Source organism: Rubrivivax albus (assembly GCF_004016515.1).
Lineage (GTDB): Bacteria > Pseudomonadota > Gammaproteobacteria > Burkholderiales > Burkholderiaceae_C > Rubrivivax > Rubrivivax albus.
Genome location: NZ_SACT01000002.1, coordinates 314,376 through 337,989, shown reverse-complemented (window position 1 = coordinate 337,989; position 23,614 = coordinate 314,376). Strand labels below are relative to the sequence as shown.

At 68.5% G+C, this 23,614-nt stretch carries 20 protein-coding genes and 2 rRNA genes; 7 read left to right on the top strand and 15 right to left on the bottom strand.

Annotated features, from left to right (window positions below; genetic code table 11):
• The first annotated feature begins 171 nt into the window (after positions 1-171).
• Both ENE75_RS07775 and rrf read left to right on the top strand, forming a co-directional pair.
• Positions 172-3,045, top strand: a 23S ribosomal RNA gene (locus tag ENE75_RS07775).
• 109 nt (positions 3,046-3,154) lie between these two features.
• Positions 3,155-3,267: ribosomal RNA gene (gene rrf / locus ENE75_RS07770) — 5S ribosomal RNA — on the top strand.
• A gap of 93 nt (positions 3,268-3,360) precedes the next feature.
• On the opposite strand, the gene ENE75_RS07765 is transcribed toward rrf, so the two are convergent.
• Positions 3,361-4,092: a DUF8198 family protein gene (locus ENE75_RS07765; RefSeq protein ID WP_199232242.1), complete on the bottom strand. Its 732-nt coding sequence runs from the start codon at positions 4,090-4,092 to the stop codon at positions 3,361-3,363.
• Positions 4,093-4,147: 55 nt separating this feature from the next.
• Here ENE75_RS07765 and ENE75_RS07760 point away from each other — a divergent pair, with 55 nt between their 5' ends.
• Positions 4,148-5,098 carry an esterase/lipase family protein gene (locus ENE75_RS07760; protein WP_128197524.1) on the top strand — a complete coding sequence of 317 codons (951 nt, stop codon included), beginning with the start codon at positions 4,148-4,150 and terminating at the stop codon, positions 5,096-5,098.
• Here ENE75_RS07760 and hppD read toward each other — a convergent pair.
• Positions 5,034-6,128, bottom strand: coding sequence for a 4-hydroxyphenylpyruvate dioxygenase (hppD, locus tag ENE75_RS07755; protein ID WP_128197522.1), 1,095 nt, complete (start codon positions 6,126-6,128; stop codon positions 5,034-5,036). The two genes, ENE75_RS07760 and hppD, sit on opposite strands and share 65 nt — an antisense overlap.
• Positions 6,129-6,242: 114 nt before the next feature.
• On the opposite strand from hppD, the gene ENE75_RS07750 reads away from it, so the two are divergent.
• Both ENE75_RS07750 and ENE75_RS07745 read left to right on the top strand, forming a co-directional pair.
• Positions 6,243-6,725, top strand: a complete 483-nt coding sequence (locus tag ENE75_RS07750; protein WP_128197519.1) for an Lrp/AsnC family transcriptional regulator — start codon at positions 6,243-6,245, stop codon at positions 6,723-6,725.
• A 34-nt stretch (positions 6,726-6,759) separates the two neighbouring features.
• Entirely contained in the window at positions 6,760-7,248 is a 489-nt protein-coding gene (locus ENE75_RS07745; RefSeq protein WP_199232241.1) for a YqaA family protein, read from the top strand.
• 21 nt (positions 7,249-7,269) lie between these two features.
• Here the strand turns inward: ENE75_RS07745 and ENE75_RS07740 are convergent, their stop codons facing one another.
• From ENE75_RS07740 to ENE75_RS07730, 4 genes are all read right to left on the bottom strand, one after another.
• Positions 7,270-8,136: an HDOD domain-containing protein gene (locus ENE75_RS07740; RefSeq protein ID WP_128197517.1), complete on the bottom strand. Its 867-nt coding sequence runs from the start codon at positions 8,134-8,136 to the stop codon at positions 7,270-7,272.
• A gap of 102 nt (positions 8,137-8,238) precedes the next feature.
• Complete coding sequence (locus tag ENE75_RS07735; RefSeq protein WP_128197515.1) at positions 8,239-8,481, bottom strand: hypothetical protein; 243 nt, start codon at positions 8,479-8,481, stop codon at positions 8,239-8,241.
• Between the two features lie 49 nt (positions 8,482-8,530).
• A complete protein-coding gene (locus ENE75_RS25070; protein ID WP_199232240.1) occupies positions 8,531-8,683 on the bottom strand; it encodes a hypothetical protein in 153 nt (50 codons plus the stop codon).
• 298 nt (positions 8,684-8,981) lie between these two features.
• Positions 8,982-9,539: a hypothetical protein gene (locus ENE75_RS07730; protein WP_233258981.1), complete on the bottom strand. Its 558-nt coding sequence runs from the start codon at positions 9,537-9,539 to the stop codon at positions 8,982-8,984.
• 63 nt (positions 9,540-9,602) lie between these two features.
• On the opposite strand from ENE75_RS07730, the gene ENE75_RS07725 reads away from it, so the two are divergent.
• Positions 9,603-10,199, top strand: coding sequence for an SRPBCC family protein (locus tag ENE75_RS07725; protein WP_128197513.1), 597 nt, complete (start codon positions 9,603-9,605; stop codon positions 10,197-10,199).
• Here the strand turns inward: ENE75_RS07725 and ENE75_RS07720 are convergent.
• Both ENE75_RS07720 and fusA read right to left on the bottom strand, forming a co-directional pair.
• On the bottom strand, positions 10,189-11,178 hold the full coding sequence (locus ENE75_RS07720) for a TerC family protein (RefSeq protein ID WP_128197510.1): 990 nt from the start codon (positions 11,176-11,178) through the stop codon (positions 10,189-10,191). The two genes, ENE75_RS07725 and ENE75_RS07720, sit on opposite strands and share 11 nt — an antisense overlap.
• 244 nt (positions 11,179-11,422) lie before the next feature.
• On the bottom strand, positions 11,423-13,495 hold the full coding sequence (gene fusA, locus ENE75_RS07715) for an elongation factor G (protein ID WP_128197508.1): 2,073 nt from the start codon (positions 13,493-13,495) through the stop codon (positions 11,423-11,425).
• A 215-nt stretch (positions 13,496-13,710) separates the two neighbouring features.
• On the opposite strand from fusA, the gene ENE75_RS07710 reads away from it, so the two are divergent.
• Positions 13,711-14,883, top strand: coding sequence for an MFS transporter (locus ENE75_RS07710; protein ID WP_128197506.1), 1,173 nt, complete (start codon positions 13,711-13,713; stop codon positions 14,881-14,883).
• 3 nt (positions 14,884-14,886) lie between these two features.
• Here ENE75_RS07710 and ENE75_RS07705 read toward each other — a convergent pair whose 3' ends face one another.
• The 7 genes from ENE75_RS07705 to ENE75_RS07675 all read right to left on the bottom strand — a co-directional run bounded on the left by ENE75_RS07705 (position 14,887) and on the right by ENE75_RS07675 (position 23,602).
• Positions 14,887-16,095: an ABC transporter permease gene (locus ENE75_RS07705; protein WP_128197503.1), complete on the bottom strand. Its 1,209-nt coding sequence runs from the start codon at positions 16,093-16,095 to the stop codon at positions 14,887-14,889.
• Positions 16,095-16,823 (bottom strand): ABC transporter ATP-binding protein, encoded by a 729-nt coding sequence (locus ENE75_RS07700; protein ID WP_128197501.1) that lies wholly within the window; start codon positions 16,821-16,823, stop codon positions 16,095-16,097. Before ENE75_RS07700 ends, ENE75_RS07705 begins: the two co-directional genes overlap by 1 nt.
• Entirely contained in the window at positions 16,820-18,124 is a 1,305-nt protein-coding gene (locus tag ENE75_RS07695) for an efflux RND transporter periplasmic adaptor subunit (protein WP_128197498.1), read from the bottom strand. The genes ENE75_RS07700 and ENE75_RS07695 overlap by 4 nt, the downstream gene beginning before the upstream one ends.
• Positions 18,121-19,554, bottom strand: a complete 1,434-nt coding sequence (locus tag ENE75_RS07690) for an efflux transporter outer membrane subunit (RefSeq protein WP_233258980.1) — start codon at positions 19,552-19,554, stop codon at positions 18,121-18,123. The genes ENE75_RS07695 and ENE75_RS07690 overlap by 4 nt, the downstream gene beginning before the upstream one ends.
• A gap of 86 nt (positions 19,555-19,640) precedes the next feature.
• Positions 19,641-21,101: an AMP nucleosidase gene (locus ENE75_RS07685; protein ID WP_128197496.1), complete on the bottom strand. Its 1,461-nt coding sequence runs from the start codon at positions 21,099-21,101 to the stop codon at positions 19,641-19,643.
• A 12-nt stretch (positions 21,102-21,113) separates the two neighbouring features.
• The gene (locus ENE75_RS07680; RefSeq protein WP_128197494.1) at positions 21,114-21,731 is read right to left on the bottom strand and encodes a histidine phosphatase family protein; all 618 of its coding nucleotides are present in this window, start codon (positions 21,729-21,731) and stop codon (positions 21,114-21,116) included.
• Positions 21,732-21,802: 71 nt separating this feature from the next.
• Positions 21,803-23,602: a GGDEF domain-containing protein gene (locus tag ENE75_RS07675; protein ID WP_233258979.1), complete on the bottom strand. Its 1,800-nt coding sequence runs from the start codon at positions 23,600-23,602 to the stop codon at positions 21,803-21,805.
• Positions 23,603-23,614 lie beyond the last annotated feature (12 nt).

The window sequence follows — 23,614 nt, the reverse complement described above, 5'->3', positions numbered from 1 at the left end:
TCATAGAGTCGAATCAGCGTTGTCGGCGGAAAGCATCCTCGGATGCACCGTGCCGTCGACAACTACTTGATTGCGTCAATTGAATATTTCAGCTCGAAAGAGTTGAATACGGCATAACGCAGATACTCAAATCTGTCATTGACCTGGCGACTGCGGTCGTCAAAGTTATAGGGTCAAGTGACTAAGTGCATGTGGTGGATGCCTTGGCGATTACAGGCGATGAAGGACGTTGTAGCCTGCGATAAGCTTCGGGGAGCTGGCAAACAAGCTTTGATCCGGAGATTTCCGAATGGGGAAACCCACCCGCAAGGGTATCGCACACTGAATACATAGGTGTGCGAGGCGAACCGGGTGAACTGAAACATCTCAGTAGCTCGAGGAACAGACATCAACCGAGATTCCGAAAGTAGTGGCGAGCGAAATCGGAACAGCCTGCACGTTTTAGCAGTCGACTTATCAGAACGGTCTGGAAAGTCCGGCCACAGCGGGTGATAGCCCCGTATGGAAAAAGACGACTGTGGAACTAGGCGTGCGACAAGTAGGGCGGGACACGTGAAATCCTGTCTGAAGATGGGGGGACCATCCTCCAAGGCTAAATACTCGTAATCGACCGATAGTGAACAAGTACCGTGAGGGAAAGGCGAAAAGAACCCCGGGAGGGGAGTGAAATAGATCCTGAAACCGCATGCATACAAAAAGTCGGAGCCCGCAAGGGTGACGGCGTACCTTTTGTATAATGGGTCAGCGACTTACATTCAGTGGCAAGCTTAACCGAATAGGGAAGGCGCAGGGAAACCGAGTCCGAATAGGGCGTTCAGTCGCTGGGTGTAGACCCGAAACCAGGTGATCTATCCATGGCCAGGATGAAGGTGAGGTAACACTTACTGGAGGTCCGAACCGACTAGTGTTGCAAAACTAGCGGATGAGCTGTGGATAGGGGTGAAAGGCTAAACAAACCTGGAGATAGCTGGTTCTCTCCGAAAACTATTTAGGTAGTGCCTCAAGTATTACCATCGGGGGTAGAGCACTGTTATGGCTAGGGGGTCATGGCGACTTACCAAACCATTGCAAACTCCGAATACCGATGAGTACAGCTTGGGAGACAGTGCACCGGGTGCTAACGTCCGGACACAAGAGGGAAACAACCCAGACCGCCAGCTAAGGTCCCCAAAATTGGCTAAGTGGGAAACGAAGTGGGAAGGCTAAAACAGTCAGGATGTTGGCTTAGAAGCAGCCATCATTTAAAGAAAGCGTAATAGCTCACTGATCGAGTCGTCCTGCGCGGAAGATGTAACGGGGCTAAGCCAGTTACCGAAGCTGCGGATTCACAGCAATGTGAGTGGTAGGAGAGCGTTCCGTACGCCTGCGAAGGTGGACCGTGAGGTCTGCTGGAGGTATCGGAAGTGCGAATGCTGACATGAGTAGCGTTAAAGGGGGTGAAAAGCCCCCTCGCCGAAAGCGCAAGGTTTCCTACGCAACGTTCATCGGCGTAGGGTGAGTCGGCCCCTAAGGCGAGGCAGAGATGCGTAGCTGATGGGAAACAGGTCAATATTCCTGTACCGATTGCAAGTGCGATGTGGGGACGGAGAAGGTTAGCTCAGCCGGGTGTTGGATGTCCCGGTTCAAGCCTGTAGTCGTGCCTGGTAGGCAAATCCGCCGGGCTTAGATGAGGGGTGATAACGAGGAAGCTTGCTTCCGAAGTGAGTGATACCCTGCTTCCAGGAAAAGCCACTAAGCTTCAGCTTGCAACGACCGTACCGCAAACCGACACTGGTGCGCGAGATGAGTATTCTAAGGCGCTTGAGAGAACTCTGGAGAAGGAACTCGGCAAATTGACACCGTAACTTCGGGAGAAGGTGTGCCTTTAGTAGGTGAAGTCGTACAGACGGAGCCCAATGAGGCCGCAGAGAATCGGTGGCTGCGACTGTTTATTAAAAACACAGCACTCTGCAAAGACGAAAGTCGACGTATAGGGTGTGACGCCTGCCCGGTGCTGGAAGATTAAATGATGGGGTGCAAGCTCTTGATTGAAGTCCCAGTAAACGGCGGCCGTAACTATAACGGTCCTAAGGTAGCGAAATTCCTTGTCGGGTAAGTTCCGACCTGCACGAATGGCGTAACGATGGCCACGCTGTCTCCTCCAGAGACTCAGCGAAGTTGAAATGTTTGTGATGATGCAATCTTCCCGCGGAAAGACGGAAAGACCCCATGAACCTTTACTGTAGCTTCACATTGGACTTTGAACAGATCTGTGTAGGATAGGTGGGAGGCTTTGAAGCCGGGACGCTAGTTCCGGTGGAGCCAACCTTGAAATACCACCCTGGTGTGTTTGAGGTTCTAACCTTGGCCCGTTATCCGGGTTGGGGACAGTGTGTGGTGGGCAGTTTGACTGGGGCGGTCTCCTCCCAAAGCGTAACGGAGGAGTTCGAAGGTACGCTAGGCACGGTCGGAAATCGTGCTGATAGTGCATAGGCATAAGCGTGCTTGACTGCGAGACTGACAAGTCGAGCAGGTACGAAAGTAGGACTAAGTGATCCGGTGGTTCTGTATGGAAGGGCCATCGCTCAACGGATAAAAGGTACTCTGGGGATAACAGGCTGATACCGCCCAAGAGTTCATATCGACGGCGGTGTTTGGCACCTCGATGTCGGCTCATCTCATCCTGGGGCTGTAGCCGGTCCCAAGGGTATGGCTGTTCGCCATTTAAAGAGGTACGTGAGCTGGGTTTAAAACGTCGTGAGACAGTTTGGTCCCTATCTTCCGTGGGCGCTGCAAGATTGAGAGAGCCTGCTCCTAGTACGAGAGGACCGGAGTGGACGCACCTCTGGTGTATCGGTTGTCACGCCAGTGGCATTGCCGAGTAGCTAAGTGCGGAAGAGATAACCGCTGAAAGCATCTAAGCGGGAAACTCGTCTCAAGATGAGTCTTGCCGGGGCCTTGAGCCCCCTGAAGAGTCGTTCGAGACCAGGACGTTGATAGGCCGGGTGTGGAAGCGTAGTAATGCGTTAAGCTAACCGGTACTAATTGCTCGTGAGGCTTGACCCTATAACTTTGACGATATCGGGTTCAGTTATGCCGCAAGAGACGCAATCAAGCTGATTCAAACTCTGTGAATTGGTCGCAACGCCAGATGGCGGGGCGGCAACCAGTCAAGCCTGATGACCATAGCAAGGTGGTCCCACTCCTTCCCATCCCGAACAGGACAGTGAAACGCCTTAGCGCCGATGATAGTGCGGATTCCCGTGTGAAAGTAGGACATTGTCAGGCTATTTATGCGAAAAGCCCGGGCCTCATGGTCCGGGCTTTTTACTTTTCCGTGGGTTGTTTTTCCGAATCTCCACTGCTGCGAATCGTCGAACGTCACGCATCAAAGACAAAGTCGAGCGTGTCGAATTCGGCAGGTAGCCGAAGCGTCTCTTCAGGATCAAACAACACGTCGGCGATCTTGTGTTCACGCACGGCGATCGTCTCCAGAAACAGAGCCGGAGAGGCAAGTGCGGCAAAGGTATCGAAACCCGCCTCCAGAAACTGCTGCAGTGCGCCCAGCCCGGCTGCGCGCGCCGGTCCTCGCATCATGCGCAAAGAATGGCGAAGCCAGCGGTTCCTGGTGAACCGCGACAAGGCCCCTCCAATGTCCAGCATCAAGGAGATCTGCTGCGCCCGGTGACTCGCCTGTCCGACCTGGCGCCATGCAGCGCGATACCGCCGGCCATCCAAGCCTGTCTCCGCGACAAGTGCATGGGCCATCTCGAGGTCGAGCCGCTCCGCCAGTGCGTGCAACTCGGACAGCTCCCGCACCGTCACGACGACCTCGCCAGGGAACAGACGGACCAGCGCCGGTACGATGCGCGCAAACTGAGCATCCCGCGCCGTGAAATCATGCGGGCCGTAGAGCTCCTCCAGGAAGAAGCGCGCCGCGCCGGTGTAAGTCGGATCGGACAGGAGGTCCCTGTACGTGCCCGCAAACCGCGCATGCTGGAAAGACTTGACGCCGTCAAGGCGCACGGCAAGAACCGGCTCGCGGGCGACCTTCGCTCGAATCGCGGACACCGAATCCAGATGCCCGAGAATTGCTGTCGCATCTCCACTCATACCGCGATGATGCCCCGGCCCGCTCCGTGGTCCTGAATCACAGGGCATCCACACGATGATCGCGAAGTTGCAACGGGTCCTCCTGGTCCTGTGGATCGCAGCGCTGGCGGGCACGCTGGTGGCCTGGCCACTCGAATGGATACCCGGCTATGCGGCAGTGACCCTGGTCGCTGCCTTGCTCGTTGGACACGGGTTCGTTCTCGCCGGCGAATTCATGGCCATGCACTGGACGAACCAACGCGACACGGCGCCACGGGCCGGGTTGCGTGACGTCGTGGCCGCCTGGTGGCAGGAGTCGCTACACGCGCCCAAGGTCTTCTTCTGGCGCCAACCGCTGCGCCACGGCATGTGGAAAGACCACCTGCCCGCGGGAGCCCCCAGCGCGCGCGGGGTGGTCCTGGTTCACGGCTACTTCTGCAACCGCGGCCTCTGGAACCCATGGCTAAGCCGGCTGACCCACGCCAGGATCCCGTTCATAGCGGTGGACCTTGCACCAGCATTCGGAAGCATCGACGCCTACGCTCCCGTCATCGATGCCGCCATCGTTCGAATGCGGAAAGTCACGGGTCACCCGCCCATCGTCGTCGCACACAGCATGGGTGGCCTGGCGGTGCGGCGCTGGTGGATCGACCGGGCGCCCGACGACCTCCATCACCTGATCACGCTGGGTTCACCCCACCACGGCACCCGCCTGGCCACACTGGGCACGACCCAGAACGCCCAACAGATGCGCGTGGGCTCAGACTGGCTTCACGAACTGCAGGCCGCCGAACAGCCGGCCACCCGTGCCCGCGTCACCTGTGTGTACAGCCATTGCGACAACATCGTCTTCCCGGCCTCAACGGCTACCCTGTCCGGCACCAGGACCGTCCACCTGCCCGGCACGCCACACGTGGCCATGGTCGATCACCCGGTCGCCTGGAACCTGCTCCAGGAGCAACTCAGGATGGCGCCAGCACACCCCGGCGCATCTGATCCAGCTCCATGCTCTCGAACAGCGCCTTGAAGTTGCCTTCACCGAATCCCTGGTCACCCTTGCGCTGGATGAACTCGAAGAAGATCGGCCCCAGCTGGTTCTCGCTGAAGATCTGCAGCAGCAGTTCCCCAGCCTTGCCGTCAACGAGGATCTTGCGCGTCCGCAGCGCCGCCACGTCCTCCCCGTGCCCGGGGATGCGCTTGTCGATCAGCTCGTAGTAGGTGTCGATGGTGTCCAGCAATGTGACCCCATTGGCGCGCAGGCCGTCGACGGTCTGCAACAGGTCACCGGAGCCCAGCGCGATGTGCTGGATGCCTTCACCCCGGTAGCGGTCCAGGTACTCCTGGATCTGCCCGGGCGTCTCGTTGCCTTCTTCGTTGATCGGGATCCGGATCTGTCCGCAGGGGCTGGTCATCGCCTTGCTCTTCACCCCCGTGACCTGGCCCTCGATGTCGAAGTAGCGCACCTCGCGGAAGTTGAAGATGCGCTCGTAGAAGTCGGCCCACTCGCCCATCCGGCCACGGTGCACGTTGTGGGTCAGATGGTCGATGTAGGTCAGCCCCAGCCCTGCCGGCGCCAGCGAAGCGCCGAGCAGCGGCTCGAAATCGACGTCGAAGAAACCGATGTTGCCGATGTCACCCTCTTTGGCGCCGCCCTTGCCGCGCCACCTGTCCACCAGGTAGATCAGCGAATCACCGATCCCCTTGATCGCCGGGATGTTCAACTCGCCCGGCCCGGCCTGACCGGCATACCCCCAGGCGCCGAGCGAGACGGCGCGCTCGTACGCAGCCTTGGCATCCTGCACGCGGAACGCGATGGCGCAGATGCTCGGCCCATGCAGCCGCGCGAAGCGCTGGGCGAACGAGTCCGGCTCCGCGTTGACGATGAAATTGATGCCCCCTTGCCGGTACAGCGTCACGTTCTTGTGGCGGTGCCTGGCGATGGCCCGGAAGCCCATGCGCTCGAAGAGCCGCCCCATCTCGGCGGGGTCCGGCGCGGCATATTCGATGAACTCGAAGCCATCCGTGCCCATCGGGTTTTCCCACGGGGTGGACTGCATATCTTGGTCTCCTGTGCGCGGTGGCACGCACTGTAGACCCGAACCGGCGCAGGAAGTCTGCGCAATCCGGCCTTGATCACCGTCAAGACGCGTGATCCCTGCACAATCACGCCCATGGCCATCGAACCCGAGCTTGACGCCATCGATCGGCGCATCCTTCAGGTGCTGCAGTCCCAAGGGCGCTGCACGTACGACGAGCTGGCACAGGCCGTGGGCCTGTCGGCCAGCGCGGCGCTGCGCCGGGTGCGCCGCCTGGAGGACGCGGGTGTCATCGCCGGCTATGTGGCGCTGGTCGACCCCGTGCGTGTGGGGCTCGGGCTCACGGCCTACATCAACGTCCGCCTCGAAAAGCACACCGAGAGCCACAAGCGCAACCCGATGGACCTCTTCGCCGCCTCGGTGCAGACGTGGCCGGAAGTGGTGGAGTGCAGTGCGCTCACCGGCGAGATGGATTTCCTGCTGCGCGTGGTGGTGCGCGACATGGACCACTACTCGCGCTTCATCATGGAGTCGCTGCTCAAGCACCCCAGCGTGCAGGACTGCAAGACCAGCTTCGTCCTCCAGCGTGTGAAGGGCACCACGGCGCTGGCGTTCTGAAACGCCGTCGCGAGCAGCGACAATCCGCGCCACGATGCTCGACTGGCTGCACACGATCTCTCAATGGCTGCAATCCTGGGCCACGCCGGAAATGGGCCTGTGGGGCCTGTTCGGCTCCGCCTTCCTGTCGGCCACCATCCTGCCCGGGTCCAGCGAGGTCGTGTTGACGGCACTGATCACGGCCTATCCCGACCAGGCCTGGCCCGGATTCGCGGTGGCGCTGGCGGGCAACCTGCTGGGCTGCCTGTTGACCTTCGGCATGGGCCACGCCGGGCGCCAGGGCTATGAGCGCTTCCAGAACGTGAAGGTCGACATGGACGGCCCGCAGGTCCGGCGCCTGCGCCGCTGGGGCACGCCGGCACTCGTGCTCTCGGTGCTGCCGCTGGTGGGCGACGCCCTCGTGCTGGCTGCGGGCTGGCTGCGCATGCCGCTGTGGCAGAGCCTGGCGTGGATCGCCGTCGGCAAGGGCCTGCGCTACCTGCTGGTGGTCCTGGGCATCATGGGCGTGCTGTCCTTCGCCTGAGCGCCCGGGACGCAGCGGCCGTCAGTCGACGTCGGCCGTGTCGATCTCGTGCAGCAGCCGGCGCGTCGGCTCCTCACTCAGGTGCAGGAAGTCGGCGATGTCGCGCACATCGTCTGGCAAAGCCGCGTCGTCCCAGCCGTGTGCGCTGTGTCGGGCCACGCGGATGGCCAGCGTCACGTTGCGCACCTGCGGGTCTTCCAGGTGCCGGTCGTCGGTGGCCCGCACCAGCAGGGACGGCAGCCGCCAGGCCTCCATCAGCGCGTGTTGCAGGTCCGGCAGGGCGATGTTGAGCAGTTCCTGCTGGGCCTGCAGGCTGCGCAGGCCGGGCTCCGTGCGCAGGCGATGCGCCACCGCCTGCGCCAGCGTCGGTGCCTGCAGCCACAGCAACAGTTCGGCGAAGTCGTGCAGCAGCGCCGCTTCGTGGAGCACCGCGGCGTCGTGGTCGAGCCGATGAACCGCGAAGGCCAGCGCGAAGGCCGCGGCCCGGCGTGAACGCTCCAGCACGGCCATGAAGCCGTCCAGCGCACCCGGCGTGGTGCAGAGCCAGGACTCGGCCACGGCCTGCGGACCAAAATGGCGGAAGAACGGCCCGATGCCCAGCATGACCAGCGCGGCCGTCACCGTCTCCGCGTCACCCCGCGCGTCGTCCCAGCTCCGTCGGCGGGTCGTGCGTGCCACCTGCGCGAACAGCTTCAGCGTCATCAGGGGATCGCGCACGATCGTCTGGGTCATCAGGTGCGCATCGACCGCGTCCTCGTTCGCCCGCCAGGTCTCCAGCATCACCGCCGTCTCGGCCAGCACCGGCAGCGCATCCGGATCGAAGCGGGCCATCCAGCCGCGCAGGTCGCGCTCGGGCCGGGTCAGGAACGGTGGCGGGGGCAGGGTCATCGACGGAACCTCGTGCCCCGGATATCGGCCATCCGCCGGGAAACTGCAGTGCGGGCGGGCCCTGGCGTCAGGCCAGGACCCGCCTGCAGGCCGGCGGCGGCATCAGAGCCGCGTCACGCCGGGCAGCACGGCCACGAGGCGGCCGTCGACGTACAGCGCACCTTCCGGCGCGCCGGCCTCGGCGTAGAACTCCAGCACCGGATCACCGGTGGGCCGGGGTTCCTGCGGCGCCACGCGGCGCGCCCAGTAGGCCAGGGCACGGCCAGCGAGGCGCAGGCCGCGCGCAAGACGGCGTCGGGCGCCGCCAGGGGGCACGCTGACGTGCCAGCTCAGGGTCTTTTCCATGATCGTGTCTCCGGGCCGGCGCGCAGCAGTCGCGCAGGCCGTGTCGGGTTCAGGGGCTGGGTCGGGCCAGTTCGGCCCGCAGTTCGCGTGCGGCACGCTGACGCAGGCCGGAGGCGCTGCGTCGGTGGGCGCCGCCCTTGCACCGGTGTGCCGCGAGGGCAAACGGGTGGCGGGGCTTGCACGGGTTCAGGGTCTGCTTCATCGGGGTCACTCCTCGTCGCGGTGGCGGAAAGTCAAACGGCCCGGGGCGGGTGCCACCGGGCCGTCGAAGGAGTGAGCCGGGATCGCAGATCCTCAGCCTGGCCTTCGAGGCCCGGGAGACACCTCGCCCACGCTGCGTGTCCGCGGGCACGCAGCATCTGCGGGAAGGTGGATCAGGAACACGTTCGGACAACTCCGGGGAAAGACGTCGGGCCGGCGGCCAGACGTTGATCACATGATAAAGCCTCTTCGCTCAAGCGCAAGTGTCCTTGCGCATCTGCGCAACGATATCCCCTGATTCAGGGACGCCCGCGTTTCAAGGGCGCAACACCCGACCGGCTCTTGAGCCACAGCGCCTGATCGTCGTCGGGCGCGGGCGGCGGCGGCGGGCTGGCCGTGGGCGGGGGCGTGGTCAGCACCTCGCCCAGCAGGTCCAGCAGGCGCGAGCGCGCCTTCTGCGGGTGGCGACGGTAGTACGTGAGCACCAGGCCGACGATGAAGCGCTCGTCGTCGTCGCGCGGCTGGCTGCTGGTCGGCGGTGGTTCGTCGCCTTCCGGGGGCATCACGGCGGGCGGTGAGCCATCGCCGTGCGGCACGTCCATCCAGCCGATGGGCTTGCGGCAGCGCTGCTCGAACTGGCGGGCGAGCCGCTCGCCGATCTGCCGCGAGCGGCTCTTGATCTGGCTCCAGTAGCTGGGCTGGATCAGCACGTGTTCGGCAAAGCGCCGCTCGAGGCCGCGCAGGGCAGCGGCATCGGGGTGGCGGACGGTCGCGTGCACGAACTCGTCGAACAGGGCCAGCGCGTTCTCGAAGCGCACCTGCGCGATGACCGCAGGGTCAGGGCTGGCATGGAGCATGGGCGGATGATAAATCTGCGTTGCGCCGGCCTAAGATGAAGACTTCGCAACCGAGGAACGACGATGAGCCTTGCATGGAAGGCCGCTGCTTCGGCGGCGGCGGTAGCCGCGGTTTGCTGCCTGCCTGCGGCGGCTGCCGAACGGGCGCTGGACAAGTCCGTGGTCGTGCCCGCCGGCGTCGACGCCGTGTGGCAGGCCTGGACCACCACCAGTGGTGTCACCAGCTTCTTCGCCCCAGGCGCCGAGATCGAACCGCGCGTGGGCGGCGCCTACCGCGTCTACTTCGACCCCGGTGCCGAACCCGGCCAGCGGGGCGCCGACGACATGCGCATCCTCGCCCTCCAGCCCAAGCGCATGCTGAGCTTCGACTGGAACGCGCCGCCGTCGCTGCCCCAGGCGCGCCAGCAGCGCACCTTCGTGATCGTGCGCCTGCACCCGGTGGACGACCGCAGCACGCGCGTGACGCTGCACCACACTGGCTGGGGCGACGGCGGCGAATGGGACCAGGCGTACACCTACTTCGACCGCGCCTGGGACAACGTGCTGGCCGGCCTGAAGACACGCTTCGAGACCGGCCCGAAGGACTGGAAGCCCTGGCTGGCGCAGTTGGAGGCGTGGCGCGCCCAGCAGGCGGCCAAGGGCCTGCCGGTCAAGGAGTAGCGTCGGCGCCTTGCGCGTGGCTGCGGCTGGTGTCGATCTTCGGCGCGGTGCGCACCGACCACCACATCGTCAGCGCCAGGATGCCGGCCACCACGCCCAGCGACGCCATCACCGGGATCTTGACCACGTCGATCAGCATCATCTTGGTGCCGATGAAGACCAGGATCACCGCCAGCCCGTAGCTGAGCAGGTGGAACTTGGCCGCCACCGCCTGCAGCAGGAAGTACATCGCGCGCAGACCCAGGATGGCAAACACGTTCGACGTGAGCACGATGAACGGGTCGGTCGTGATGGCGAAGATGGCGGGGATGGAATCCACCGCGAAGATCACGTCGGTCACGCCCACCAGCGCCACCACCAACAGCAGCGGTGTGGCGATGCGCTTGCCGTTCTCCACCGTGAAGAAGCGCTCGCCGTTGAAGTGCTTGCTCACCGGCATCACGCGCTTGAGCAGCTTGAGCGCCGGGTTGTCGTCGAGGCTGGGCTCCTGGCCGGCGGCCCACCACATCTTGATGCCAGTGACGACGAGGAAGGCGCCGAAGACGTACAGGATCCAGTGGAAGTGCGCGATCAGCCACGAGCCGAGCAGGATCATCACCGTGCGCAGCACGATGGCACCGATGATGCCGATCATCAGCACCCGCTTCTGGTACGCCGGCGGCACCGCGAAGTAGGTGAAGATCATCAGGAAGACGAAGATGTTGTCGACCGCCAGGCTCTTCTCGATGAGGTAGCCGGTCAGGAACTCCAGCGCCTTGGTGTTGGCCACCGCGGTGCCATGGTCCTGCATGACGGCCCACCAGAACAGGCCGTTGAAGGCGAAGCTGGCGGCCACCCAGACGAGCGACCAGTTGATCGCCTCCTTGACCGACACCTCGTGCGCGCCCTGCTTCTTGAGCACGACGAAGTCGATGAACAGCGCCACCACGACGGTGACGACGAAAAAGGCCCAGAGCCAGGTTGGCGCGATCGTGTCCACGGACACTCCTTCGGCATGAGTGGAGGTTCATGCCGAAAGGTCTTGCGAGGGCAGGGCGCCCTTGCGGTCCCGGGCCGCGACGTGAGCCGCGTGCCGTATTGACGGGGGGCCGCGACCGCTGGGGGCGGCCGGCTACTCCCCTTTCGACGGCGCGGATTCTGCCCTTTTCCCGAATGCCCGGGCACGCCGAAGGGGCATGCACGCCGCACCGGCGTGCAGCCGGTGCGGCATCGTTCACGCGCGGTCAGTCGTCCTCGTGCGGCCGGAAGGCGCTGACCAGCTGGTGTTGCACGGTCGGTGGCACCGCCTCGTAGTGCGACATCGCGATCGTGTACCGGCCCTGGCCAGCGGTGAGCGCGTTGAGCCGGTTCTGGTAGTCCAGCAGCTCCGACAGCGGTGCCTGGCCGCGCACCAGCGCATCGCCGTTGGACGCCTGCCCGGTGCCAGCCACCATGCCGCGGCGCGCGGCCAGGTCGCCGGTGATGTCGCCCAGCGCACCTTCCGGCGCCGTGATCTCCACCTGCACGATGGGCTCCAGCACGATGGGCCGCGCCTCGCGCACCGCCACCATGAAGGCCTTGCGCGCCGCGGTCACGAACGCGATCTCCTTGCTGTCCACGCTGTGGTGCTTGCCGTCGTAGACCGTGACCTTCACGTCCACCACCGGGTGGCCGGAGATGGCGCCCGCGGCCAGCACCTCGCGCACGCCCTTCTCCACCGCAGGAATGAACTGCCCCGGGATCACGCCGCCCTTGACCGCGTCGACGAACTCGAACCCGGCGCCGCGCGGCAACGGCTCCACGCGCAGGAAGACCTCGCCGAACTGGCCGGCGCCGCCGCTCTGTTTCTTGTGCCGGTGGTGGCCCTCGGCCGGCGCGGTGATGGTCTCGCGGTAGGCGATGCGCGGCGGCTCCGTGTCGACCTCGAAGCGGTGCAGCTCGCGCAGCCGCTCCAGCAGCACCCGCAGGTGCAGCTCGCCCAGCCCGTACATCACCGTCTGGTTGGTGCTGGCCACGTGCTCCAGCTTCAGGCACGGGTCTTCGGCCACCAGCTTGCCCAGCACCTCCCACATGCGCTGCTCGTCGCCGTGGCGCTTGGGCTTGATCGCCAGCCCGTGCACCGGCTCCGGGAAGGCCAGCGGCTTGAGGTGGATGTGGTCGTCCTCGGCCGCGTCGTGCAGCACGGCGTCGAAGTGGATGTCGTCCACCTTGGCCACCGCCACGATGTCGCCCGGCACGGCCTGCGCCACCTCCACGTGGTCCTTGCCCTGCATCATGAACAGGTGGCCCACCTTGAAGGGCTTGCGGCCGTCGCCGATGTAGAGCTGGCTGTCGCGGGTGACCGTGCCCTGCCAGACGCGGAAGATGCCCATCTTGCCGACGTAGGGGTCCACCGTGACCTTGAACACGTGGGCCAGCACGTGCCTGCTCGCGTCGGGGTCGGCGTGCATCGGCACCGCATCGGGCCCTTCGCCGTTGAGGAAGTCCGGCGGGTTGCTCTCGGTGGGGTTGGGCAGCAGCCTGACGATCACGTCCAGCAGTTCGGCCACGCCGGCACCGGTGCGGGCGCTGGTGAACACCACCGGGATCAGGTGGCCCTCGCGCAGCGCCTGTTCCAGCGGTGCATGCAGCTCCGAGGCGTCGACGTCGCCGTCGTTGAGGTAGCGCTCGACGAAGTCGCCATCCACCTCCACCACCTGCTCCACCAGCGCGCGGTGCGCATCGGACACGGCACCGAAGTCGCTGTGGCCGTCACGGTTGTAGAAGCAGTCGACGACCTTGCTGGCGCCTTCGTCGGGCAGGTTCAGCGGCAGGCATTCGCGGCCGAAGGTGGCCTGGATCTGCGCCAGCAGCGCCGGCAGGTCGGCGCCGGCGGCGTCGATGCGGTTGACGATGATGAGCCGGTCGAGCTGGCGCTCGGCGGCGTAGTCCATCATGCGCTGGGCCATCGGCTCGATGCCGGTGGAGGCGTTGATGACGATGGCGGCGGTCTCCACCGCCTCCAGCGCCGGCAGCGCCTGGCCCAGGAAGTCCGGCGCTCCGGGGGTGTCGATCAGGTGGATGCGGCAGCCAGCGTGGTCCAGGTGCATCAGCGCGCTGTTGAGTGAGTGCTGCATGCGCTTTTCCACCGGGTCGTGGTCGCTGACGGTGCCGCCGCGTTCCAGCGAGCCGAGGCTGCCGATGACGCCGGCGGCCTGCAACAGCGCCTCGGCGAGCAGGGTCTTGCCGGCGGCCGCGGGGCCGACGAGCGCCAGCGTGCGGATGTCGGCGGTGCCAACGGCCGTGGGGGCGCCGGCGCTCGGGGATGGGCTTGGCATGAGGGTCTCCTTCAGCGTGGGCCCGTCGTGGCCAGCGACCCGGGCGGGCAGGATGTGGACGGTGAAGGCAGCCTACGCCGCGGCCGCGCGCTGCACAAGGGTGTGGCGTCAAGGGTTGCGCCGGGGCTAGGCAGGGCGCGGCAGGCGTTAGGCTGACGGGCTGTGCCAGACGTCCGTTCTGCCTTGACACCGATCCAGCCCACCCCACCCGCCGGATGTCCAGCGTGAGCGCGCCGGCCCGCGTGCTGCCGGCACTGGTGGCGGCGCAGTTCCTGGGGGTGTCGCCCTGGTTCGCCGTCAACGCGGTGATGCCGGAACTGCAGCGCGCCAACGGCTGGGCCGCCGAGGCCGTGGGGCCGCTGACCGCGGCCGTGCAGCTGGGGTTCATCGCCGGCACCCTGCTGTTTGCGCTGGGGGCGGTGGCCGACCGCTTCCCGGCCCGCCGCGTCTTCCTGGCCTGCGCGCTCGCCAGCGCCCTCTGCACGATGGCCGCGCTGGCCAGCGCCGACCACTTCGAGGCCCTGTTCGCCTGGCGCGCCCTCACCGGTTTTTGCCTGGCCGGCATCTACCCGGTGGGCATGAAGATCGCCGCCCAGTGGTTCCCGCGTGGCCTGGGCGCGGCGCTGGGCTGGCTGGTGGGCGCGCTGGTGCTGGGCAGTGCGCTGCCGCATGCCTTGCGCGCGCTGACGGTCAGCGCCGGCGGCTGGCCCTGGGAGGCGGTGTTCGTCGCCATCGCCATGGGGTCGCTGGCCGCCGGGGCCTTGGTGATGCTCGCCGTGCCTGAGCCGCACCACGCACCGGCACGCGTGAGCACGCTGCAGTGGCGCGCGCTGGGCGCGGTCTGGACCGACCGCAAGGTGCGCGCCTCGGTGCTCGGCTACTTTGGCCACATGTGGGAGCTCTACGCGATGTGGGTGCTGCTGCCCTTCATCGTCGCCACCCGGCTGCAGGGGGCGGCGCTGTCGTGGACGGCCTTTGCCGCGCTCGGTGCCGGCGCGCTGGGCTGCGCGCTGGGCGGGCGCGTGGCGCAGCGCGTCGGCAGCGCCCGCGTGGCCGGCGTGCAGCTGGCCAGCAGCGGGCTGTGCTGTCTGGCCGCGCCCTGGATGCTGGCGGCGCCGGACGCGGTGTTCTACGCCTGGCTGGTGCTCTGGGGCATCACCGTGGCCGGCGACTCACCGCAATTCTCGGCGCTCACCGCCGTCAACGCGCCGCCGCAGGCCGTGGGCAGCGTGCTGACGCTGACCAACAGCCTGGGCTTCGCGCTGTCCATCGTCAGCATCCAGCTCTTCGTGTCGCTGCTGCCCGACGTGCCACTGGGCGCGCTGCTGCCGTGGCTGGCCGCCGGGCCGCTGCTGGGGCTCGTCGCATTGCGGCCGCTGCTGCGCTGATGATCATTCGTGCCGCAGCGCCTCGATCGGGTCGAGCCGCGCCGCGCGCCGCGCCGGGAAGTAGCCGAACACCACGCCGATGGCGGCCGAGAAGCCGAAGGCCAGCAGGTTGATCGCCGGGTCGAAGGCGTAGGGCACGCCCATCAGCCCGGTGATCGCCACCGACGCCGCGGTGGCGATGGCGATGCCCAGCAGCCCGCCCAGCGCCGCCAGCACCACCGCCTCGATCAGGAACTGCAGCAGCACCTCGCGGCCCAGCGCGCCGATGGCCAGCCGGATGCCGATCTCGCGCGTGCGCTCGGTCACGCTGACCAGCATGATGTTCATGATGCCGATGCCGCCCACCAGCAGGCTCACCGCGGCCACCGCGCCCAGCAGCGCCGTCAGCACCTGCGTCGTGCCCGACAGCGTCTGCGCCAGCTGCTGGGTGTCGAGCACGTTGAAGTTGTTCTCCTCGGCCTCGGCGAGCTTGCGCCGCTCGCGCAGCAGCCGCGTGATGTCGGCCTTCACCGCCTCGGTGTCGGCGCCGTCGGCCATCGACACCAGCAGCGTGGCCACGTTGAGGTTGCCGGTCAGCCGCCGCTGCACGGCGGCGATGGGCATCACCACCACGTCGTCCTGGTCCTGGCCGATGCCGCCCTGGCCCTTGGCCTGCAGCAGGCCGATGACCTCGCAGCTGAGGTTCTTCAGCCGCAGCCGGGAACCCACCGGGTCGCTGCTGCCGAACAGCTCGCGCCGCACGGTGTCGCCGATCACGCAGACGGCGCTGCCGGCGCGTTCCTCGGCCGGCTCGAACAGCCGGCCCGAGGCCAGCGTCCAGTTGTTGGTGGTGAAGTAGGCGTTGGTGCTGCCGTAGACCACGGTGGACCAGTTGCGCGCGCCGAACACCGCGGTGGCGCTGGTGGCCGCCTGCGGCGCTACCGCCAGCGTGCCCGGCACCTGCTGCGCGATGGCGTCGGCGTCCTCGCGGCGGAACGGCGGCGCACCGGCGGCGTCGCGCCCCGGGCCCATGCGCTGGCCGGGCCGGATCATCAGCAGGTTGGTGCCCAGGCTGGTGATCTGATCCTGCACCGCCTGCGTTGCGCCGTTGCCGATGGTGACCATCGTCACCACCGCGGCCACGCCGATGACGATGCCCAGCACGGTCAGGAACGAGCGCAGCAGGTTGCGCCGGATCTCGCGCCACGCCAGGCCCAGGGTGTTCCACCACATCAGCCGGTCTCCACGGTGCGATGCGGTTCCTGCGAGCGGTCGCTTTCCACCAGCCCGTCGACGAAGCGCACCACGCGCCGCGCGAAGGCCGCCATGTCGGCCTCGTGCGTGACCATCAGCACCGTGATGCCGCGGTCGCGGTTCAGCGCCGCCAGCAACTCCATGATCTCGCGGCTGCGCGCGGTGTCCAGGTTGCCGGTGGGCTCGTCGGCCAGCAGCACGCTGGGTTGCGTGACCAGCGCGCGTGCGATGGCCACGCGCTGCTGCTGGCCGCCGGACAGTTCCGCCGGCGTGTGGCCTTCGCGCCCGGCCAGGCCCACGGCGGCCAGCGCCTCGCGCGCGGCGCGCCGGCGCGCCGCGGCCGGCTCGCCGCGGTAGAGCAGCGGCAGCTCCACGTTCTCCGCCGCCGTGGTGCGCGCCAGCAGGTTGAAGCCCTGGAAGACGAAGCCCAGGTGGCGGCGGCGCAGCAGCGCGCGCTGGTCACGGTCCAGCCGCTGCACCGGCACGCCGCGGAATCGGTATTCGCCGGCGCTGGGTGTGTCCAGGCAGCCCAGGATGTTCATCGCCGTGGACTTGCCCGAGCCGCTGGGCCCCATGATGGCCACGAACTCGCCGGCGGTGATGTCCAGGTCCACGCCGCGCAGCGCGCGCACCTCGGCCGAGCCGCTGCCATAGACCCGCGTGATGCCGCGCAGCGCGATCAGCGGGGGCGTGTGGCCGCCGCTCACGGCGCCTTGCCCGTGACTTGGCCGGTGATGACGGCCATGCCCGGCTGCAGCGCGGGGCTGGTGACCTCCGTCATGCGGCCGTCGCTGACGCCCGGCGTCACCGGCACCGCGGTCGGCTGGCCGTTCTCCAGCACCCAGACCTGGCGCACCTGCGTGATGTCGGTGCCGGCGCTGCGGTTGCCGCCGCTGCGCGGCGGGCGCGGCATCATGCCGCTGACGATGCTGGTGCCGTTCGCCTTGGGTGCCGGCGCCGCGGCCGGCGTGTAGCGCAGCGCCGCGTTGGGCACCAGCAGCGCGTCGCTGCGTTCCACGGTGGTGATGGTGGCGGTGGCCGTCATGCCCGGCCGCAGCGCCAGGTCGTCGTTCTTCACGCTGAGGTCGGCGGCGTAGGTCACCACGTTGTTGGTCGTCGTCGCGCCGTAGCCCACGCGCTCGATGCGCGCCGGGAACGTGCGCTGCGGGTACGCGCTGACGGTGAAGCTGGCGCGCTGGCCGTCGCGCACCTGGCCCACGTCGGCCTCGTCGACGTTGACCTCGAGCTTCATCTGCGCCAGGTCCTCGGCCAGGGTGAACAGCGTGACGGCCTGCAGCGACGCCGCCACCGCGTTGCCCGGCTCCACCGACCGCGCCAGCACCACACCGTCGATCGGTGAGCGGATGGTGGCCTTGGCCAGATTGGTGCGGTTGCTCGACAGCGTGGCCCGGGCCTGCGCCACGCCGGCCTCGGCGCTGGCCACCGCGGCGCTGGCGCGTTGCGCGGCCGCCTCTGCGCTGGCCATCTCGGTGGCCGCGGGCACCTGGCCGCCGCTGCGGCGCTGCACGTCCTGCAGGCGCCGCAGCGTGTCGGCGGCTTCGGTGGCGGTGGCGCGGGCCTGCTGCAGCGCCGCTTCGGCGGCGGCCAGTGCGGCGGTGGACACGGCCACCTGGTCGCGCAGCCGCGAGTCGTCCAGCGCCACCAGCACCTGGCCCTTCTTCACGCGATCGTTCACGTCGGCGAACACCTGGGCCACGGTGCCGGAGAGCTCGCTGCCCACCGCGACCTTGGTGGTCGGCTGCAGCGTGCCGCTGGCGGTGACGGTGACCGTCAGCGGCCCGCGCGTCACCGCCTGCGTCTGGTAGCTGGGCGCGGCGGCGGCCTGCTGGCGGCCGCGCCAGGCCCACAGGCCGGCACCGGCCGCGGCCAGCAGCACCAGCGCCAGCCAGAGGCTCCTGCGCTGCCACCAGCGGCGGGGCAGGCCTTCGGCGCCGAGCAGGTCCTGCAGCGCGGCATCGGTGGGGGCGTTGGGCGGTCTGGGTGTCATCGGGCGGCGAGCGGTTCGGAGTCCTGGGGGGCGTCGGGCGACCAGCCGCCGCCGAGTGCCTTGATCAGGCGCACCTGTGCGGTGGCCAGCGTGCCGCGCGTGGCGGCCACGGCGTCCTCGGCCGACAGCTGCGTGCGCTGGCTCTGCAGCACCGTGGCGAAGTCGACCAGGCCGCTGCGGTAGCGCTGGTCGGCCAGCGTGGCGGCCTCGCGCGCCGAGGTGGCCGCGGCCTGCTGCGCCTGCAGTTGCGCGCCGGTGGCGCCCAGCGCCACCAGGCTGTCCTCCACGTCCTGCAGCGCGCCCAGCACGGTGGCGCGGTAGGCGGTGGCGGCCTCGTCGCGCGCGGCCTCCTGCTGCCGCACCTGCGCCTGCACGCGGCCGAAGTCCAGCACCGGCAGGTTCACGCTGGCCAGCAGCGACGCCACGCCGGCGCCCGGCCCGAGCGCGCCCAGGCTCAGCGCCGACAGCCCGATGGAGCCACCGAGGTTCAGGCTCGGCAGGCGCGCGGCGTCGGCCTGGTCCACGCGTGCCGCGGCGGCGGCCAGCTGGCGTTCGGCGGCCTGCACGTCGGGCCGGCGGCGCAGCACCTCGGCCGGCACCGCCAGGGCCGGTGTCGTGGCTGCCAGCGGCTGCACCACCGGTGACGCCGGCGCGCCCAGCGTGGCCTGCAGCGCCGCTGGCGGCTGGCCGGTCAGCACCGCCAGCGCGTGCAGGGCCTGCTGCGCGCTGGCCCCCAGGGCCGGCAGCTGCGCGCGGGTCTGGTCGACCGCGGTGCGCGCCTGCGCCACGTCCAGCGCCGTGACCAGGCCGGCCTCGGCGCGCCATTGCACGATCTGCAGCGTCTGCTGCTGGCTGGCCAGGTTGCGCGCGGCGATGGCCTGCCGCGCCTGCGCCGTGCGCAGGTCGATCAGCGTGGCCGCCACCTCGGCGGCGACCACGAGGCGGGTCTGCGCCAGGGACAGCGCGCTGGCCTGCAGCGTGGCCTCTGCGGCCCGCACGCCGGCCTGGCCGCCGCCCCAGAGGTCGACTTCCCAGCTGGCGTCCATGCCCGCCTGCCAGCTTTCGCTGCGCCGCGCACCCTCGACCCAGCTGCTGCGCGCACTGGCGCTGCCCCCCACGCTGGGCCGCAGGCCGGCGGCGGACAGGTCACGCGCCGCTCGCGCCTGACGCAGCCGCGCCTGGGCCGCGGCCACGTCGGTGCCCTGCGCCAGAGCCTGGGCGACCAGGACGGCCAGGGCCGGATCGGCGAAATCCTGCCACGGCGAGGTCGCAGCCACCCGCGCGGGTTCGCCGGCGGGCGCCGGGGCCTGCCACGCGGTCGGCACGGTGCCGGTCGGCAGGTCTGCGGGCGCAGGTTCCTGCAGCGATGCGCAGCCGGCGACAGCGGTCAGGAGGACTGAAGCCAGGCCGGCGCGCAGGAGGTCGATCATCACCTGTGCATCATGGCGCCACCGCATGTCGGCACGCCATGGCCTGCGTCAAGCCTTGTAAAGTCGGACCGTGCCCGTCGACGAGGTTACTGGAAGGCCACCTCGGCAAAGCTGCGCAGCTTGCGGCTGTGCAGCTTGCCCGGCTTCTGGGCGCGCAGCAGTTCCACGGCCCGCATGCCGATGCGCAGGTGCTGGTCCACGCGCTCGCGGTAGAAGGTGTTGGCCATGCCCGGCAGCTTGATCTCGCCGTGCAGCGGCTTGTCGCTCACGCACAGCAGCGTGCCGTAGGGCACGCGGAAGCGGAAGCCGTTGGCGGCGATGGTGGCGCTTTCCATGTCCAGCGCGATGGCGCGGCTCTGGCTGAATCGGCGTGCCGGGTCGTTGTGCCCGCGCGCGGGCAGCAGTTCCCAGTTGCGGTTGTCGGTGCTGGCCACGGTGCCGGTGCGCAGCACCTTCTTCAGCTCGTAGCCCTGCAGCTGCGTGACCTCGGCCACGGCCTGTTCCAGCGCCACCTGCACCTCGGCCAGCGCCGGGATCGGCACCCACAGCGGCAGTTCCTCGTCGAGCACGTGGTCCTCGCGCACGTAGCCGTGGGCGAGCACGTAGTCGCCGAGCTGCTGCGTGTTGCGCAGGCCGGCGCAGTGGCCCAGCATCAGCCAGGCGTGCGGGCGCAGCACTGCGATGTGGTCGGTGATGGTCTTGGCGTTGGCCGGCCCGACGCCGATGTTGACCATCGTGACCCCGCCATGACCGGGGCGCACCAGGTGGTAGGCCGGCATCTGCGGCAGGCGCGGCGGCGGCGTGCCGTGCGTGCCCGACGGCGTGGTGACCACGTTGCCCGGCTCGACGAAGGCGCTGCAGCCGTCCTGGCCGACAGCGGCGCGGCCCAGGCGCACGAACTCGTCGATGTAGAACTGGTAGTTCGTGAACAGCACGAAGTTCTGGAAGTGGTCGGGCAGGGTGCCGGTGTAGTGGCGCAGGCGGTGCAGCGAGTAGTCCACGCGCGGCGCGGTGAACAGCGCCAGCGGGTGCGCCTCGCCAGGGGCCGGTTCCCAGGTGCCGTTGGCGATGCCGTCGTCCATCGCGGCCAGGTCCGGCAGGTCGAAGAGGTCGCGCATGGCGTTGCGCTGGGCCAGCGTCAGGCTGCCCTCGAGCTGGTCGTTCTCGGCCAGCGAGAAGTGCACCGGGATGGGCAGGGTGCTGGTGCCCACCTCCAGCTGCACGCCATGGTTGCCGATCAGCAGTTCGAACTGCTGCCGGTAGTAGTCGGCGAACAGGTCGGGCCGGGTCAGCGTGGTCTCGTAGCTGCCGGGGCCGGCCACGAAGCCGTAGGCCAGGCGTGAATCGGCGCGCGCCACGGTGGCGGTGTGCACGCGCACGAAGGGGTAGCAGGCGCGCACACGGCGTTCCGGCACCTGGCCGGCGACAAAGCGCGTGAGCGCCTCGCGCAGGTGGCCGGTGCTGGCGTCGAAGATGCGGCGCACCTGCGCCAGGGCGGCGTCGGCGTCGTCGAAGCGGGCGGGCGCGATGAAGGGTGGGGTGAGCATGCGCGATGCTACTCAGGCGGCAGCACCATCGCTGGCGCCGATAGCTTCCGGGTCGACCAGGTGGGCCGTGCAGTCCACGCGCAACACGGCGTGCGGTGCCTCGGCGGCCACCTCAGACACCGAGGTGTTGGCCAGGCGCGGGGGCAGTGCCATGATGCCACCGGGCCAGTGCGCATGACGCTGCAGCGCCGCGTGGATCAGCAGGCCATGCGACACCACCACCAGCAGGCCATCGGCGGCCTGGCGTTCGGCCAGCGCGCGCGCCCAGGCCCGGGCGACGCGGGCGTGGAACCCGGCCATGGATTCGCCGCCCTCGGGGGCGTCTTCCAGCAGCATCGGGTCGAAGCCCAGCGTCGACCAGGCGCGGCCGCGCAGCGCGCCGAAGTTGCGTTCCTGCAGCAGCGGGTCGGTGCGCACCGGCAGGCCGGTCGCGGCCGCCACCGCCTGCGCGGTCTGCAGCGCGCGAGGCATGTCGCTGGACAGCAGCGCCACCGGCTGCAGGGTGGCGATGCGCGCCGCCGCGGCCGCCGCCTGCGCCAGGCCGCGGGGCGACAAGGGGGTGTCGGCGGGCTGCACCACGCGCGCGGCGTTGAGCGCGGTCTCGCCGTGTCGGAGCCACAGGATGGTCATCGCCCGATCCTAGTGGCTGAGGCTTGGGCCCGTGTGAAGGGGGCCCTGTCGACCCCGTGCCGCGCGTGGGCCTAGGCCGAGGTGCCCTGCGCGATGGCCTGGGCCGCCGTGCCGACGCGGTTGCGCCCGGCGCGCTTGGCCGCCAGCAGTGCATCGTCCGCCGCCTTGAGCAGCGTGTCGGGCGACCCGGGTGCCAGCCAGGTGTCGGCGGCACCGGCCGAGAAGCTCAGGCCGTCGATGGCCTGACCATGGCATTCCAGCTGCATCGTGCGCCACCGCCGCAGCAGGGCCTGCGCCTTGCGCCGCGCCGCGGCGGCGTCGGTGCGCGGCATCAAGAGGCAGAACTCCTCGCCGCCGTAGCGGCAGGCCACGTCGCTGCGCCGGCTGTGCGTGGCCAGCAGCTCGCCGAAGGCGGTCAGGATCTGGTCGCCGGCCGCATGGCCGTGGCGGTCGTTGACGCGCTTGAAGTGGTCCAGGTCGATGATCACCAGGGCCAGCGGCTGGCCCTCGCGCAGCGCCAGGGCGTGCAGCTGCGGCAGGGTCTCGTTGAGGTGGCGGCGGTTGAACAGGCCGGTCAGCGGGTCCTGCGTGGCCTGCTGGCGCAGGGCTTCCTGCAGGGCCTGCACCTCGCGCACGCGGCGGCTCAGCTCCTCGTTGATGGCCACCAGCGCACCGCGCGCTCGTTCGGTGGCACGGCGCTGGGCGTCCTTCTCGTCCAGCCGGTGCTGCAGCCGGGTGAGTTCGGTCTGCAGCGCTGCGGCCTGGTAGCGGGCCTGCGACGCCAGCTGCACCTGGCGGCGGTGGAGGTCCTGCCAGTGGCGCAGCGCGATCAGCGCCGGACCCGGGCGGCGCAGCGCCTGCCAGGTCTCCGACAGCACGTCGAAGAACTGGGCCCGGATGCGCAGGCTCTGGCCTTCAATCGTGTCGTCTTCCGCGGTGGTCTGCAGCGGCAGCAGCGTGTCCAGCGCGCGACGCGGCTTGCGCTGGGCCAGGGCCAGCAGTGCATGCGCCGCGGCGCGCTCGAGGTGGTTGTCCGGCAGGCGAGGCGGGCCATCGGCGACTGCCTCGTCGAGCAGTTCGGCACCCAGGGCCCGCTCGCCAGCGCGCAGCGCCGCGATGGCCAGTGTCTCGAAACCCGGCTCGATACGCCCGCGGCCATCGGACGTGGCCGGCATGGCGCGCAGCGTCATCACGTCCGGCATCGCCTCGGCCGCACGGCCGAGTTCGGTCAGGCAGGCCACGCGGTTGATCAGCAGCACGCTGGTCAGCCGCTGGTTGTCCAGCTCCCGGCAGCGCTCCAGGCCCGAGGCCACGTGCCTCAGCCCCTGCTCGTAGTCGCCGATCTGCATCAGCTCGTGCGACAGGTTGCAATGCAGCACGGTGTCGAAGCCGCGGCCGCGGCGCGGGCCGGCGTCGCGCAGCGCCTCGAACATGTAGGCGAAGGCCTGGGCCGAGTCGCCATAGGCCGAATAGCAGCCGGCGATGGTGTTGAGCAGCATCGCCCGCTGCTCGTGGCGCAGCACCGCGAGGCCCTCGTCGCGCAGCGGCAGCACCTGCGACAGCGCCTGCTGGAAGTGCCCCTGGCGCCAGCGGGCACGGGCGATCTGGGCCCGCGCGAGGATCAGGCCCGCCCGTTCGCGCGCACGCAGGAAATCGCGTTCGGCCGCCCGCAGAACCGTTTCAGCCTCGGCCGCCGTGCCGTAAAGCAGCGTGTGCATGCCGACGACGAGCCGGGCCCAGCCGTCGGCATGCGCGTCGCCCGTGCCCGAAGCGAGCGCACGCTCAGCCGCGCGGCGCGCCGCCGGGGCATCCACGTGGAGCAGGTTCCAGGCGCGGCGGGCCTGGCGCTGCGCGGTGCTCGTGCGGGCCATGGGACGCATGAT

Coding starts and splice junctions, on each gene's coding strand:
- ENE75_RS07675 (WP_233258979.1), bottom strand. CDS start 23,602: ATGGCCCGCACGAGCACCGCGCAGCGCCAGGCCCGCCGCGCCTGGAAC.
- ENE75_RS07735 (WP_128197515.1), bottom strand. CDS start 8,481: ATGGAAAAGACCCTGAGCTGGCACGTCAGCGTGCCCCCTGGCGGCGCC.
- ENE75_RS07695 (WP_128197498.1), bottom strand. CDS start 18,124: ATGACACCCAGACCGCCCAACGCCCCCACCGATGCCGCGCTGCAGGAC.
- ENE75_RS07765 (WP_199232242.1), bottom strand. CDS start 4,092: ATGAGTGGAGATGCGACAGCAATTCTCGGGCATCTGGATTCGGTGTCC.
- ENE75_RS07730 (WP_233258981.1), bottom strand. CDS start 9,539: ATGCTCCATGCCAGCCCTGACCCTGCGGTCATCGCGCAGGTGCGCTTC.
- ENE75_RS07725 (WP_128197513.1), top strand. CDS start 9,603: ATGAGCCTTGCATGGAAGGCCGCTGCTTCGGCGGCGGCGGTAGCCGCG.
- ENE75_RS07740 (WP_128197517.1), bottom strand. CDS start 8,136: ATGACCCTGCCCCCGCCACCGTTCCTGACCCGGCCCGAGCGCGACCTG.
- ENE75_RS07680 (WP_128197494.1), bottom strand. CDS start 21,731: ATGACCATCCTGTGGCTCCGACACGGCGAGACCGCGCTCAACGCCGCG.
- hppD (WP_128197522.1), bottom strand. CDS start 6,128: ATGCAGTCCACCCCGTGGGAAAACCCGATGGGCACGGATGGCTTCGAG.
- ENE75_RS07705 (WP_128197503.1), bottom strand. CDS start 16,095: ATGTGGTGGAACACCCTGGGCCTGGCGTGGCGCGAGATCCGGCGCAAC.
- ENE75_RS07745 (WP_199232241.1), top strand. CDS start 6,760: ATGCTCGACTGGCTGCACACGATCTCTCAATGGCTGCAATCCTGGGCC.
- ENE75_RS07685 (WP_128197496.1), bottom strand. CDS start 21,101: ATGCTCACCCCACCCTTCATCGCGCCCGCCCGCTTCGACGACGCCGAC.
- fusA (WP_128197508.1), bottom strand. CDS start 13,495: ATGCCAAGCCCATCCCCGAGCGCCGGCGCCCCCACGGCCGTTGGCACC.
- ENE75_RS07760 (WP_128197524.1), top strand. CDS start 4,148: ATGATCGCGAAGTTGCAACGGGTCCTCCTGGTCCTGTGGATCGCAGCG.
- ENE75_RS07710 (WP_128197506.1), top strand. CDS start 13,711: ATGTCCAGCGTGAGCGCGCCGGCCCGCGTGCTGCCGGCACTGGTGGCG.
- ENE75_RS07750 (WP_128197519.1), top strand. CDS start 6,243: ATGGCCATCGAACCCGAGCTTGACGCCATCGATCGGCGCATCCTTCAG.
- ENE75_RS25070 (WP_199232240.1), bottom strand. CDS start 8,683: ATGAAGCAGACCCTGAACCCGTGCAAGCCCCGCCACCCGTTTGCCCTC.
- ENE75_RS07690 (WP_233258980.1), bottom strand. CDS start 19,554: ATGATCGACCTCCTGCGCGCCGGCCTGGCTTCAGTCCTCCTGACCGCT.